Below are 13,687 nucleotides of genomic sequence, written 5' to 3'. Positions count from 1 at the left end.
AAAGTTTGACAGACAATCGCCGGTGACGTGAAGACGTCACGGGAGGAAAGTCCGGGCTCCATAAGGCAGGATGCTGGATAACGTCCAGTCGGCGCGAGCTGAAGGATAGTGCCACAGAAATGGACCGCCGATGGCCGCCTTAGGGCGGCACAGGCAAGGATGGAACCGAGGTGTAAGAGACCCCGAGGAACGCTGGTGACTTCGTTCCTGGTAAACCCCATCTGGAGCAAGACCTAATGAGACGCAGCTGAATAAGCAGCCTTAGCCTGAGGCGCGTCTAGGTTGGTCGCTGGAGCTGTGCAGTAATGTATGGCCTAGATAGATGATTGTCGCTTATGGTGGGAGGGTAGTTCCCGATCGAACCACGACGAGCACAGAACCCGGCTTACGGCAAACTTTCCTAACTGCAACGTTATAATAACAACACCATACAAACGGCGACGTATCCCGGTAACCCGGCTACGCCGCCTTTTTTGTTGCAAACAAATGCGGATAAGGCAAATATATAAAGCAGTGAATGCGTGAAAATGCAGGTGTTTAGTAACGTGATATGCAGAAATTGGATTTTTTAAAAGAATTGCTAGCGGCTGATGGGCTGATGACTGGTGGTTGATGAGCTGATGGCTGATGGTTGATGGTTGATGGTTGATGACTGATGGCAGATGGTTGATGGGCTGATGAGCTGATATGCTAACGGACCGAGATGCAGCTATTTGTGTATTTTATGCCTTTTTGGAGGAGTTTCGGACTGGAGAGCCGTTATTCGGCATAAACAGGGTGGATATCGGGCGTTTTGAATCCAATAGTGACTATGGAGTCCGATAGCAAACTAAATGAGCGGAATTGATGCAAATAAGAGCGCTGGGGTCCGATACGAACCTCCCGAACTCCCGAATTCAGAACTCCAGAACTCCAGAACTCCAGAACTCCAGAACTCCAGAACTCCAGAACTCCAGAACTCCAGAACTCCATAGTTACTTTGACGCCAGAATTAGATTAGTAGCTAGCAAACTGCGCAATGCGGAGCTTGGCTAATCTTCTGCGGGAAGATTGGAGTTAGTAGCAAAATATCAATTGTAACCTCTGGCTGTAACTTCGCTGTGAAATCGGATTAGTTGAATGGCAGATGTGTTGAGTAACTAAAGGATGTTTGGTGATGCCGACGGCGAAATGTGGGAATGCGATATGTGATGTGTAAAAATTGCTGAATGGGGAAATACGAAAATGAGATGTGTAGAGAGGCTGAAATGTGGAATGCGATATATGACGAGCAAAAATTGCTGAATGTGGAAATAGGAAAATGTGATCTGTAGAGGCGCTGAAATGTGGAAATCAGAAATATGACGTGTGAAAATCGCTGAATGTGAAATGTGAAGATACGAAATAAGCTGAGCAGAAACGCTCAATGTGGAATTGCGAAATGAGATTTGCAAAAATGCTAAAAGTAGAAATGCGAAAATTTGATTTGCAGAAATGCGTAAAGGTAACATTCTGCAAATGCGCAAAAGTGAAAACGCAGAAATCTGCTCACAAAAAATGGCTTCTCCGTCCAATAAAGGATGGAGAAGCCGTTTTAATTAGCTATCGTGGCTATTGATTATGAGCAGTTATTCACGACCGAACGATGTTTTGATTTTGCTGCCATTGAACCAATGCTTTCTCTAGACGTTGAACAGCAACAGGAACTAGTTCGGGTGGCGTATGCGTGAAGTTAAGGCGCATTTTGCTTTTGTGAGGCTCCGCTGAATAGAATACCTCTCCTGGAACAAACGCTACTCCGTTTTCCACTGCCAGCGGGAGTAATTCCTTAGTGTTAATCTCTTCGGAAAGTGTAAGCCATAGGAACATGCCGCCTCTTGGTTCAAGGAAATATGCTCCTTCCCAGTTATGTGATCTGAGCTCCGCGGACAGGAGCTTCATACGCGAATGATACTCTCTTGAGATGAGGCGGATATGCTGCTCAATATCAAAATGTAACAGCAGTTCATCTAAAGCACGCTGGTCGATGGTGCTGGAATGCAGATCGGCTGCTTGCTTCGCCTTGGCGATGGTCTTGATAAGTTCGGAATCGCCGATAATCCAACCCGTGCGCAGGGCAGGGGCGACGATTTTGGAGAAGGTCCCTGTGTAGACTACACAATAATCCCCGCCGAAGCTTCTATCGATGGAGGCTAGTGAGGGGGGATATAGAGTTTTATCTTCATCAAAGGTTATTTCTCCATAGGGATTGTCCTCTAGAATAAGAACACTGTAACGGCGGCAGATTTCAACCACCTGCTCGCGGCGCTCTTTACTCCAGGTTGCTCCAGACGGATTGTTGAAGGTCGGAACTGCGTAGAGCAGTTTTGGCCGATGTACCCGAATCTGCTCCTCCAATTGATCTGGCAGAATGCCATGTTCGTCGTTTGGTATCGTATGAATAGCAGCCCGGTAAGAACCGAGTACCTGTAGTGCTGCCAGATAGGTGGGCGCTTCCACAAAAACTGCATCGCCGGGATCCAGCAATATTTTGCATAACAGATCTATAGCTTGCTGTGAGCCTGTAGTCAGCACCATCTCAGAGGATGTAACCGGGATACCTTGACGGGTAAGCCTTTCAGCGATTTTGTCACGTAGTGGAGTAAAACCCTCAGTAAGCCCATATTGAAGCGCTGAGGTGTCGCTGGAGAGCACGCGATTATAGGCATCACGTACGGCCTCCAAGGGAAACAAATCCTCCCCAGGCAGCCCGCCTGCAAGTGAAATGATGTCATTGCCCTGTGTAACTTTTAGAATCTCCCGAACTGCTGATGACCCTAGATGATTGGCTGCCGTTGAGTATTTGATATCCATAAATTAGTTCTCCACCTTTCGATTTGATGCTATCATAATAGGAGTGCTGTATAACAGTAAAGCGTTGAATATAACAGTGGAGGTGAAGGGTTCATGCATATCGATTTGAATCGCAGCGGCAGTAAAACTCTGCCCCATCAAATCAGTGAAACCCTCAGTCAGCGGATCTCATCAGGACTGCTTCAGCAAGGTGTCCTGCTGCCCTCCGTTAGAAGTCTAGCTATAACATTGAACGTGAGTCAGGTTACAGTAAGCAAGGCTTACGATATGCTTGAGAAACGAGGACTTATTTACTGCAGACAGGGCAAAGGCTGCTTTGTAGCCGATCCAACCCATAATAGACGTCACGAAGAGGGTTGCTGGCAGGATTTATATGATGATTATTTGCCGCGGGCTCAGCTTTGGCGGAATTTTGATGTTTCGGAAGTGAAATATCCCTTTCATTTAGCCGCCATCCACAGTGAGCTGCTGCCGCTTCACGATATCGGTGACACCTACACCTCCTTGGTCAAAGAGCAACCGGAGCTTATGGCAACCTACGGGAATTTTCAGGGAGATCTTGAGCTGCGGAATGTCATGAGAGAACATTTGAAATCGCGTGGGGTTTCACTCACTTCTTCCGATTTGATGATAACCAGCGGGACCCAGCAAGGCATTGATCTGGTGGCTCGTACATTTGTTGGTCCTGGAGATACAGTCTATCTTGAGGCGCCTAGCTATACTGGTGCTATTGATGTATTTGCGGGACGAGGTGCAGAGATGATTTTTGTACCTACGGATAGTGAAGGGATGCGGGTGGATGTTCTTACAAAAATGTGTGATCAAAGACCCCCAAAGCTAATTTATACCATCCCTACTTTTCAAAATCCAAGCGGCGTAACTATGAGCATCACAAGAAGACAACGACTGCTGGAATTAGCGCGCAGCTACCGTTGCCTCATTGTTGAGGATGACCCATTTAGTGATTTATATTTCCATGAACCTCCACCTAGGGCGATTAAATCAATGGATCCCGATGGACATGTAGTCTATATGAAAAGCTTTAGCAAAGTACTTGCTCCTGGTTGCCGAATCGCCTGTGTAGCAGCAGAAGGAAATATTCTGTCCCGGCTGATCGCCGCTAAATCTGCGAGTGACCTAGGAAGTCCCTTGCTGACACAGAAGGCCGTATTACCCTTCATCGCTGAAAAATACGACGCCTACGCAGCACAGCTACGAATTACACTGCGTGGTCGTATGGAAAAGGCGGCGAAGCTTCTGAAGCTGTACGCGCCGCCTGGAGTGAACTATATGCTACCAGAGGGAGGACTTAATCTCTGGCTGGAGCTGCCCCCTTCTCCTGATATCGCAAGCCTGCATGACTTGGCGGAACAGGAGAGCATTTCTTTTTTACCCGGTGATGTCTGTTACTCTGCGGAAACGCCTTCCCGCCACATCCGTCTTTGCTATTCTCAAATGAAGGAACCGGAGATGGAGGAAGGGTTGCAGCGGTTTCTTCACTTACTTGGCCGGTTTTTGCAATGACACGGTTAAGGGGTGTTATTTGTTCTTTGTTTTAATTGATTCATTTGCTGGCGTACATGTTGAGGGAAAAGCTGCAATGGGACTTGATTGCCGCTTGCCGCTTGTAGCGTTTTATAAATATCGACCTGACCCCAGCCAAAATATTTATCATGGCCGGAAGTTCCCAGATCCACAGCGTTTTTGGTCATAAGGTCCATAACTTCCTTATTCGTCAGATTAGGATTTAGTGAACGTACCAGACCCGCCAGCGCAGCGACATGGGGACTGGCCATTGACGTGCCGGATAAAGCGGCATATTGACTGTCCGGATAGGTGCTTGCGATGCTTTCTCCGGGTGCAGCGACATCAATATAATCGCCGTAGTTGGAGAAGGAGGCTTTTTCCCCTGAAGCATTTGTAGCAGCCACTGCAATCACTTCGGGATAAGCTGCAGGGTATCCAGGCCGCTCTGTATTATCATTGCCTGCTGCAGACACAAGCACGATGTCCCGGTCATAGGCGTATTTAATCGCATCATGAAGGAACTGAGAGTCGGCATAATTCCCTAAACTTAAGTTAATAACCTTTGCACCATTGTCAGCTGCCCATATGATACCTTCTGCTACGGAATAAGTCGTTCCGGCACCTGAGTTATCTAGCGCTTTTACAGGGAGGATCTTATTGTACCAGCTGATGCCAGCTACACCTTCCCCGTTGTTAACAAGTGCGCCAATGATTCCAGATACATGTGTACCGTGACCTACATCATCCTCGGGTGTGGAACCATTGGTAATGGCATTATAACCAGTCAAAAGCTTACCTTGTAAATCAGGATGATTAATCTGTACTCCCGTATCCACCACGGCCACAACCACTTCTTTGCTGCCTTTGGAAAGATTCCACCCTAGCTCGGTTTCAATCGCCGGGAGGTTCCATTGGTAAGTGGAGAATAACATGTCGTTAGGAGTGACAGTTCCTTCAGCGTTTTTAGTGATGGTATCATTGGTTAAATACATATAGTGAGGTTCCGTATATTCGGGATGCCATTTGTTGGTGAAATAGGATTTGAGCTGATAGTAGGTCATCTTCTCAGAGCGAAAGATATAGGCATATCCCAGCTTGCGTGGCTGCTTGCAGTGGATATCGGCGGTTATCGTCTGGAGCTGTCCTTGAGTCGGAGTATTTCCCTGAAAACGGACTACAATTTCATTCTCATAAAAATGGCTGGCATTTTCGTTATCATGGCCGGTCTTGACCGTAATGTCCTTTAAGTTATCGGTATGGACTGATTCCACATGGTATTTGCCTTCCTTAGGATACGGAATGAGACGCAGGTTCTTCAGCTGATGGTCTGCCACACGCCCAAGCACCTTTTGGTTGATAAGAGCAATAATCCCTACATTTTTCTGTTTGTTCCGCTGAGCGATAAAGTAATATTTTTCTTTACCGATTGTAAACGTTGGAGATTCATAGGATTGATGACCGTGGATTGCTGATTTTGCCGTTTTGAGATATTTTAGAAGCTGCTTGTTCTCCTGTTCGGTTCCTTTTGGAAAAGATGACTTAAAGGTCTCAGTCTTTTGTGTGCGAAAATCGATCCACATCAGCATGGAGATAAACCCGTGGTCTTGCTGCAATCGTTTCGCATACACTGATTTATCATGAATCGAAGACATCCCGTCTGTTTCAGACAGGAGTTTAGTTAAATGTCTACTGACATCGACTCTATTCAGATGATCTGTCGCCTCCACATCCTGGCTTAAGGAGGTTTTCTTTAATGTTTTTTCCTGAGAGGGATTTGGAGGTGAATGCAAAGCTGAAGTTGGAGCCGGATTCTGAACAGCGACTTTAGCGGCATCTCTGGTCGTCCCATTAGTGGCAGGCCGCAGGGCAAAGGTAAGTAACCCAACTGTAAAAGCTGCTGTAACCAAACCTGCAACTGTTAGATTTTTTCGTGACATGATTTCCGCTCCTCTATGCAATGTAATGTCTATAGGTTTAGAAGAGAGCGTATCTTTTATGCATCTTAGAAAAGGATACCTTCCTAACGTTTTTTATGATAATATCAGAGAGAATAAGTATCTCGAATTGTCTTCTTGATTGTGTAAGAGATACCTCATTAGATGTTGTTCTTAATAATTGTTCAGAAGGTTAGACTTCTCTGTGTTCACATCCTGATATTGCAAGAATAAAGAGATACGTCCTTAGGGCGGTTTCTTTCAGAGGATTAACTTTATTGACTACAAGAGCAGGGAATAATAAGGAGGAGCAACCGCTATGTCAGCAGCCAATGTGCAGAAATTATGTGAATCGACGAGAGATAAACTTAAAGTGGTAATCGACAAAATGGAAGTATTTCTAAATGAGCATGCATTGCCTCAGCTTGTAGTTGAGGGAGATGAGGAAACTGTACAATTTTACCAAGGTTTTCTGTCCGATCTTCGTCATCTATTAGTGTTCTCGGAAATGTCATATGAGAAATTAGGCGTTGCGCTGCGTCGTGCGACATTCGATGAATCTTTTGCACAGAAAGCGCTTTATAATGTATATCACTATGGCGTGAACAACTTCTTTTATCCGAAAAATGAAAGCTATTCTGAAGATGGACGTTACGCTTATACAGGTCAGGATGCAATCCGTTTCCGCAAAAAGCCAGTACGTCCCGCACGTGATATCATCCTGGAAATCACCAAAACGTATGAAGATCTTCGCGATGATCTCATTTATTATGAGAACGACTATTTGACCGAGAAACGTATGCAAAATCAGGTTTAACTTCTAAATAGTGATCTAAAGGGATCAGCATTTTGTCATTTTGTAATGACGATGAGCTGGTCCTTTTTTGCGTGGATTGAAAGCCTGTCTCGATACATCAACTGGAAACCACTCTGTCGAATAGCGGGTAAATGGAGCGGACATAATGAAGCCGAGGTGATAATTATGTCGAGTGAAAAACCATTAGTAAAATGTAGCGTGAGCAATTGTCATTATTGGGGCGAGCATAATTTATGCCGGGCTGAAGAAATTGTAATTGAGATCGATAAGCACGTAGGCAATGGTTATAAGGAAGAATATGCTGAAGAAATGACGAATGAAGGTCACCGCGATCATGCCAGTACATCATCTGCAACATGTTGTCTGACGTTTAAGCCGAACGCTTAGGAGGCCGCCAGAATGGACACAGAAAAGGATAATGAATCAAGCTCATCACGGGAACAATCCGGTCCGAGAAAAGTCATTCTTCGTCCGCGGAGAGTGGACTATCCTCGTCGGGACAGAGAGCATCGCGAAGAATACGCTGCTGAGGTAAATCCGGTTCCAATGCAGGTACGGGATGCCCCGCGTATAGTGGAAGAGCGCAAGGACAGTGAAGCGGAATATAGTGGAAGCCGGGTAATGGGGTATGTTGGACTGGGGATGGGAATCGCCTCATTGTTCATCTGGTCCTTTATTCTCGGACCCATCGCTGCCGTAGTTGGTTATTATTCCTATGTCAAAGAGCAAAAAACGCTTGGGGCATGGGCAATGGGCTTAGGGATTGTTGCGACACTAAGCTACTTCGTGATGATTCCCTTTGCGCGCTAAAAAGAACTGAATGGCTTTGATCTAAACAGGCTTTTAGACCTAAATATCAGGGTCTGAAGTCTGTTTTTTCATTCCAACATATAGCAATAATCTCAGATAAAATGTAAGATTAAGCCGTAATTCATCGAAATTTCAACGCGAAACCTTATATATGATTCGAGTAGGACAAAAAAGGAGTGCGCCAGCATGCAGATCAATCCCGCTGTAACCGACGGGTTAGGGCAGCTTAAATGGATCAACCTTAAGGCTACAACCGAAAAAACTAGCTCCGCGAATGGAAATGAACGGTCAACGGGAGTTTCAGCTTCTGGATTTGCGACAATGCTTCAGGCAATGTCAACGAGTAGTGAAAGTTCAAGCTATTTGACTTCTCTCCCGGATGCAACTTCAGTCAGCAGCTTGTTATGGCAGCAGATAGGTGGGACAACAAAAATCTTCAATAACATAATTTCCGGGGAAATAACGGGTTCCACACCTACGAGCTATGATGATCTCATCCAGAAGGCGAGTGCTAAATATGGCGTGCCGATTGATCTGATCAAAGCAGTGATTGATACTGAATCTTCGTTTAATCCTAATGTGGTCTCTTCGGCAGGGGCTAAAGGTTTGATGCAGCTTATGGATGGGACCGCGAGCGGCTTAGGGGTTACTGATTCGTTCGATCCGGCGCAAAACATTGATGGCGGCGTACGTTATTTATCTTATCAACTGAAACGCTTTGGCGGAGAGGAAAAGATGGCACTTGCAGCGTACAACGCAGGGCCGGGACGGGTAACAGATCTTGGAGTAACCAATGATCAGGAATTATTGGAGAAACTTAGCCTGCTTCCAAAAGAGACACAATCTTATATCTTTAAAATAGAACGCGCTCGCGCTCAATACGCGGTATAATAAAAAGGATCAAACGGGAAACACCGTTTGATCCTTTTTCGATAATAAGTTCACTCAACGAAGTAAAGGAGACATTTGACATATGCTTTACTGGGATTATGCCGCCGCTACACCGCCCTATGTAGAAGTGGTGCAGACGATGGAACAAATTATGAAGCTGCATTATGCGAACCCTTCCTCTTTGCACCGTGCGGGCAGTGAAGCGGGTAAGCTGATCAGACGGTCGCGTGAAGTATGCGCTGCTGCTTTATCTGTACAACCGCAGGAGATTCTATTTACTTCTGGTGCAACGGAAAGCAATAATTTGGCGATAAAAGGCGCTGCTCTGCAATATCAGACTAGAGGCCGCCATTTGGTAACTACAGAAATAGAGCATCCCTCTGTATATGAGAGTTTCCTGCAATTGCAGCGAATGGGCTGGGAGGTTACTTTTGTAGCACCCGATAGCACTGGCGTTGTTGATCCTGAGCGCGTAGCTGCTGCTGTCCGGCGCGACACAGTGCTTGTTAGTGTGATGCATGTCAATAACGAGATTGGAACGATACAACCGCTTAAAGAGATGGGGAAGCTGATTAAAGCTGTGAATCCGCGAACCTTATTTCATGTAGATGGTGTTCAGGGATATGGTAAGCTTGCAGTTGACTTAAAGGATTGGCAGGTGGATCTTTATAGCCTGTCTCCTCATAAGCTTCGAGGCCCACGTGGAGTGGGATTACTGTATATCAAAGAGGGAATTAAGCTATTCCCATTGCTTACAGGGGGCTCTCATGAAGAAGGACAACGCGCTGGAACTGAAAATGTACCTGCGATTGTCGCATCCTCCAAAGCTATCCGCATGAGTGGTGAGCAGCGCGAAACCTTCGTTGCCCAGTTGGTTCCACTCCGAGATCGATTATTACGCTTCTTGCGCACCGTTCCTGAATTTGTTATAAACAGCAGAGAGGATGGAGCTCCCCATATTGTGCATTTCTCTTACCCTGGCATGAAGGGAGAGGTATTCGCCCGCAAGCTAGAGGAACTGGGGATGGCTGTCTCCACCCGTTCGGCCTGCTCCTCACGACTGGCTGAGCCTAGTCGTGTATTATTGTCTATGGGTAAAGATGTCTCCAGTGCTTCAGGTGGGATTCGTATTAGTCTTGGCGACAGTCATACAGATGAGGATGTCGCTGCGCTTGAGCAAGCATTAACCACTGCGGTACAAGCTTTAAAGATTGCTGAAGGAGGAATGAAGTAACAAATGAGCATGATGAACAAGGAATCTGCAGAAGGCAGAGCCCATAGTATAGAATACGCTGATATGCTGCTCCTGCGTTTTGGAGAGTTTACTTTAAAGGGCAAAAATCGTACCCGATTTGAAAAAACCGTACTGCGTCATGTGAAGGAATTGATTAAGCCTTATCCAAACGTAGTTCTGAGCAAGGAATTCGGAAGAATTTACGTGGAATTGAACGGGGAATCTGCGATTGAATTGGTACAAGCACTGAAGAATGTATTTGGCATTGCTTCAGTTAGTCCAGTGAAGGTTTCTAAGTCAGAGCTTGAGGATATTGTAGCGGTCAGCCGTCAATTTTTGGAGATAATCGCGCCTGCTCCGGGCACCAGATTTAAGGTTAATGCTCGGCGGGTATGGAAAGAGTTCCCTTACGGCTCCATTGAGATGAATAAACGGATCGCGACACCACTATTGCAAGGATATCCTGGCCTCACCGTAGACGTTAAATCGCCTGAATTAGAGCTGAGGGTCGAAATTCGTCAGGGACATACTTATATTTTCTGTGAAAATATTGCCGGTGTAGGTGGATTTCCATTAGGCACTAACGGAAAAGCGATGTTATTGCTGTCCGGTGGCATTGATAGTCCCGTAGCAGGCTGGTCATCCATGCGGCGCGGACTTGAAGTGGAGTGCGTGCACTTCTACAGTTATCCTTATACAAGCGAGCTTGCTAGACAAAAGGTTGTGGATCTTGCGCGGGTATTGTCACGTTATGCGGGTGTAATCAAGCTGCATCTGGTACCCTTTACTGAAGTGCAGACTTCCTTTACCGGCATCGGCCAGGATAATCTGATTATTACACTGATGCGGCGGGCAATGCTGAGAATTACTACCCAGCTTGCTGAGCGGGAAGGTGCATTGGCGATTGTAACCGGGGATAGTCTGGGACAAGTCGCTAGCCAGACCTTGCCAAGCATGAACGTGATTGGCCGTGCGACAACCCTCCCCCTTCTGCGTCCGCTGGTAATGATGGACAAAAGTGATATTGTGGACCTGTCGAAGAACATCGGTACCTATGATTTGTCTATCCTTCCTTATGAGGATTGCTGTACTTTATTTGTTCCAAAATCACCTACAACAAATCCGAATTTACGGATTGTGGATAAGATAGAGGCTACGCTTCCGGGATATTCTGAACTTCTGGAAGCGGCGATTGAAGCCACAGAGACCGTGTTAATCACTCCCTATGGAGATGAGAAGCCTAGTGATGTTGTAAGTGTCGAGGCTGGATTACAGGAAGAATGGTTCTAAAATAATAAACCAAAAAACTGCCTTGGAGCGTAGTGAAATCTACGTTCTGAGGCAGTTTTTTTGTGGTTTAGACGATTGTGCCCTCCTGAGGCTCTTCTGGTTTTGATTGGCGTTTCCAATGTCCCGCTGCCAAAATACCTATAATGATCACGATTATAAACAGATATTTGAGCAGCGGATGATGATTAAAAAATGGCGCAAGCTGATGTTCATCCGTAATCATACTTGAAGCAGTGAAACCTAAGACAGCAGAACCAATATAAATGATCCATGGATATTTGTTGATTAATTTAATAAAAAGGGTACTTCCCCACACAACGATGGGGACACTGATCAGCAGTCCTATGATAACCAGTGAGATATTATGCTTGGCAGCTCCGGCAATGGCGATCACATTATCAAGGCCCATGGCAGCATCAGCTAAAATGATTGTCCCTACAGCGGACCACAAGCTTTGACCTGCCTTGATATCTGTTGAAGTGTTCTCACTGGTTAACAGCTTATAGGCAATCAGAATGAGTAAAATCCCTCCGGCAAGCAGTAACCAGGGGATTTTCAACAACCATACGACCAGAATCGTTGCGAAGATCCGCAACACTACAGCACCTGCTGTTCCAAATACGATAGCCTTTTTTTGCGTGTCGGACGGTAAATTACGCGCTGCAAGTCCGATCACAATGGCATTATCTCCCGCCAGAATAAGATCTAGAAAAATAATGTTGAGCAGCGATAATATAAACTCCCAGATGGATGTATTCAAAGCGAAGTCACTCCCAAGTTTTGTTAGATTGAGCTTCAAAATATGCTTAGTTTTGTATACGCAAAAAAAGGAGCCAACATGCGTTCACGCTCAAAAAAAGTTGGACAGGAAGCATAGCTTGTCATTTCCGAACATACAAGTAGTTACATGTGACTCGGGGAGGTAAGTGCGAATGGATTCATTATTGCTCCTTGGTGAAATATTGATGATCAATCTGGTGCTGAGCGGAGATAATGCAATGGTTATCGCAATGGCCAGCAAGGATCTTTCGGCGAAGCACCGAAAGACTGCGGTATGGTGGGGCTCAGCAGGCGCAGTTGTTCTGCGGTGTTTGCTTACTTTTGTTGCGGTATTGCTATTAAAAATCCCTTATATTCAGGCTGGAGGGGGGATGCTGCTGCTATGGATAGCGTTCAAGCTACTGTTGGAGGAAGAGGAGGATCTCAGAGTAAGGGAATCTTCCTCAGTCTGGAAAGCAATCCGAACGATTCTTGTAGCGGACTTTATTATGAGCCTGGATAATGTACTAGCCATTGCGGGAGTAGCTAAAGGAGATTTAGCTTTAATTGTCATCGGGATTGCTCTCAGCATTCCGATAGTAGTGTGGGGAAGCGGCATCATTGTAGGCTGGCTGCACCGGTTTCCAGTGCTCGTATTTATCGGTGCTTATATACTGGCGTTTACAGCAGGGGATATGTTGCTTCAGGATGCAAAATTAGGGACAATGCTCTCCTTTTTATTCCCCTCCTTACATTCCTTTTTGCCCATTGCCTTAGGCATATTAGTTGTGGTTACGGGAGCAATTAAACGCAGAAAAACATCTGCAGGTTAATAAATTGCAATAAAAGGCAATACTAAACGGACATCTCCATAAATTGGAATTGTCCGTTTTTTTTGCGCGATCAGAAGCGCTTATAGACACTGATTAATCACAGGGAGTGATGGCATTTTGTGTATGTTTCGGATAAGATATGAGTAAGAATCCTGTCGCTTTCAGGCTATAAGGTGACGTGGAAATGAGGTAGACGTGAAATTGAAGGGATGGGTGAAGGATGTCTTCAAAGAAAGATATACAGCTAGGAATTTTCATTGTTGCTGCTGGCATAGTGATTTTATTAGGTAAGCTGGGCGTCTTCGGATTTTTGGGCCGCGCGCTTTGGCCTCTAGTGATTTTAATTCCAGGAATAGTGCTGCATATGTTATTTTTCAGCCGTCGTGCTTCGGCCTCAGTATTGGTTCCTGCTGGGATATTAACGGTGTACGGATTGTTGTTTGGCCTTTGCAATATTTGGGGATGGGGGCTTATGAGTAACTTATGGCCTGTGCTGTTGCTTGGTCTTGCCGTGGGCTTGTATGAATATTCTATCTATGAACCAAGACGGACGGGTGGACTGTCAGCAATTGCTGTAACATTAGGCTTACTAAGCCTTGCACTTTGTATTTTCAGCCTTATGGGCACCGGCGCGATCTACCTGATCGGGATTGTATTAATAGCTGTAGGAATTTGGCTGATTACAGGTCGAGGCAGAGCACGTGGCCGGAATAGATGGTATCGAAGCTAATTGCTGTAGGATCTTGTGAAAAAAAACGGA

General features: G+C 45.7%; 12 protein-coding genes and 1 other RNA gene. 10 read left to right on the top strand and 3 right to left on the bottom strand.

Annotation, left to right across the window (positions count from 1 at the left end):
- Positions 1-403: RNase P RNA component class A (gene rnpB / locus NSQ50_RS23740), an RNA gene on the top strand.
- A gap of 1,208 nt (positions 404-1,611) precedes the next feature.
- Here the strand turns inward: rnpB and NSQ50_RS23735 are convergent.
- Positions 1,612-2,832 (bottom strand): aminotransferase-like domain-containing protein, encoded by a 1,221-nt coding sequence (locus NSQ50_RS23735; protein ID WP_038572889.1) that lies wholly within the window; start codon positions 2,830-2,832, stop codon positions 1,612-1,614.
- Between the two features lie 93 nt (positions 2,833-2,925).
- Here NSQ50_RS23735 and pdxR point away from each other — a divergent pair, with 93 nt between their 5' ends.
- Positions 2,926-4,356, top strand: coding sequence for a MocR-like pyridoxine biosynthesis transcription factor PdxR (pdxR, locus tag NSQ50_RS23730; RefSeq protein ID WP_076222927.1), 1,431 nt, complete (start codon positions 2,926-2,928; stop codon positions 4,354-4,356).
- A gap of 5 nt (positions 4,357-4,361) precedes the next feature.
- Here pdxR and NSQ50_RS23725 read toward each other — a convergent pair whose 3' ends face one another.
- A complete protein-coding gene (locus NSQ50_RS23725) occupies positions 4,362-6,296 on the bottom strand; it encodes a S8 family peptidase (RefSeq protein ID WP_076222925.1) in 1,935 nt (644 codons plus the stop codon).
- Positions 6,297-6,612: 316 nt separating this feature from the next.
- Between NSQ50_RS23725 and NSQ50_RS23720 the strand changes: the two genes are divergently transcribed.
- The 6 genes from NSQ50_RS23720 to thiI all read left to right on the top strand — a co-directional run bounded on the left by NSQ50_RS23720 (position 6,613) and on the right by thiI (position 11,335).
- Positions 6,613-7,110, top strand: a complete 498-nt coding sequence (locus NSQ50_RS23720) for a YpuI family protein (RefSeq protein WP_036683764.1) — start codon at positions 6,613-6,615, stop codon at positions 7,108-7,110.
- A 45-nt stretch (positions 7,111-7,155) separates the two neighbouring features.
- The gene (locus NSQ50_RS31660; protein WP_370510525.1) at positions 7,156-7,497 is read left to right on the top strand and encodes a DUF1540 domain-containing protein; all 342 of its coding nucleotides are present in this window, start codon (positions 7,156-7,158) and stop codon (positions 7,495-7,497) included.
- Between the two features lie 12 nt (positions 7,498-7,509).
- Positions 7,510-7,920 carry a hypothetical protein gene (locus NSQ50_RS23710; protein ID WP_038572882.1) on the top strand — a complete coding sequence of 137 codons (411 nt, stop codon included), beginning with the start codon at positions 7,510-7,512 and terminating at the stop codon, positions 7,918-7,920.
- Positions 7,921-8,106: 186 nt separating this feature from the next.
- Complete coding sequence (locus NSQ50_RS23705) at positions 8,107-8,811, top strand: lytic transglycosylase domain-containing protein (protein WP_076141832.1); 705 nt, start codon at positions 8,107-8,109, stop codon at positions 8,809-8,811.
- An 82-nt stretch (positions 8,812-8,893) separates the two neighbouring features.
- The gene (locus NSQ50_RS23700) at positions 8,894-10,045 is read left to right on the top strand and encodes a cysteine desulfurase family protein (RefSeq protein WP_076222922.1); all 1,152 of its coding nucleotides are present in this window, start codon (positions 8,894-8,896) and stop codon (positions 10,043-10,045) included.
- Positions 10,046-10,048: 3 nt separating this feature from the next.
- A complete protein-coding gene (gene thiI / locus NSQ50_RS23695) occupies positions 10,049-11,335 on the top strand; it encodes a tRNA uracil 4-sulfurtransferase ThiI (RefSeq protein WP_081386858.1) in 1,287 nt (428 codons plus the stop codon).
- Positions 11,336-11,402: 67 nt separating this feature from the next.
- Here thiI and NSQ50_RS23690 read toward each other — a convergent pair whose 3' ends face one another.
- Positions 11,403-12,095, bottom strand: coding sequence for a TerC family protein (locus NSQ50_RS23690; RefSeq protein ID WP_076141834.1), 693 nt, complete (start codon positions 12,093-12,095; stop codon positions 11,403-11,405).
- A 172-nt stretch (positions 12,096-12,267) separates the two neighbouring features.
- On the opposite strand from NSQ50_RS23690, the gene NSQ50_RS23685 reads away from it, so the two are divergent.
- Both NSQ50_RS23685 and NSQ50_RS23680 read left to right on the top strand, forming a co-directional pair.
- Positions 12,268-12,927 carry a TerC family protein gene (locus NSQ50_RS23685; RefSeq protein ID WP_036683728.1) on the top strand — a complete coding sequence of 220 codons (660 nt, stop codon included), beginning with the start codon at positions 12,268-12,270 and terminating at the stop codon, positions 12,925-12,927.
- Positions 12,928-13,147: 220 nt separating this feature from the next.
- A complete protein-coding gene (locus tag NSQ50_RS23680) occupies positions 13,148-13,657 on the top strand; it encodes a hypothetical protein (protein WP_036683726.1) in 510 nt (169 codons plus the stop codon).
- The last annotated feature ends 30 nt before the right edge of the window (positions 13,658-13,687 follow it).

It is taken from the genome of Paenibacillus sp. FSL R10-2788, from assembly GCF_038003885.1.
In the GTDB taxonomy this organism is placed as follows: Bacteria; Bacillota; Bacilli; order Paenibacillales; family Paenibacillaceae; genus Paenibacillus_AQ; species Paenibacillus_AQ odorifer.
The sequence above is the reverse complement of the archived record's forward strand: the minus strand, read 5'-3'. Positions and strand labels throughout refer to the sequence as shown.

What these genes read in the sequence shown, in the direction of transcription:
- NSQ50_RS23685 (WP_036683728.1), top strand. Translation starts at nt 12,268, where the DNA reads ATGGATTCATTATTGCTCCTTGGTGAAATATTGATGATCAATCTGGTG.
- NSQ50_RS23710 (WP_038572882.1), top strand. Translation starts at nt 7,510, where the DNA reads ATGGACACAGAAAAGGATAATGAATCAAGCTCATCACGGGAACAATCC.
- NSQ50_RS23700 (WP_076222922.1), top strand. Translation starts at nt 8,894, where the DNA reads ATGCTTTACTGGGATTATGCCGCCGCTACACCGCCCTATGTAGAAGTG.
- NSQ50_RS23680 (WP_036683726.1), top strand. Translation starts at nt 13,148, where the DNA reads ATGTCTTCAAAGAAAGATATACAGCTAGGAATTTTCATTGTTGCTGCT.
- NSQ50_RS23725 (WP_076222925.1), bottom strand. Translation starts at nt 6,296, where the DNA reads ATGTCACGAAAAAATCTAACAGTTGCAGGTTTGGTTACAGCAGCTTTT.
- NSQ50_RS31660 (WP_370510525.1), top strand. Translation starts at nt 7,156, where the DNA reads ATGACGATGAGCTGGTCCTTTTTTGCGTGGATTGAAAGCCTGTCTCGA.
- NSQ50_RS23720 (WP_036683764.1), top strand. Translation starts at nt 6,613, where the DNA reads ATGTCAGCAGCCAATGTGCAGAAATTATGTGAATCGACGAGAGATAAA.
- NSQ50_RS23735 (WP_038572889.1), bottom strand. Translation starts at nt 2,832, where the DNA reads ATGGATATCAAATACTCAACGGCAGCCAATCATCTAGGGTCATCAGCA.
- pdxR (WP_076222927.1), top strand. Translation starts at nt 2,926, where the DNA reads ATGCATATCGATTTGAATCGCAGCGGCAGTAAAACTCTGCCCCATCAA.
- NSQ50_RS23705 (WP_076141832.1), top strand. Translation starts at nt 8,107, where the DNA reads ATGCAGATCAATCCCGCTGTAACCGACGGGTTAGGGCAGCTTAAATGG.
- thiI (WP_081386858.1), top strand. Translation starts at nt 10,049, where the DNA reads ATGAGCATGATGAACAAGGAATCTGCAGAAGGCAGAGCCCATAGTATA.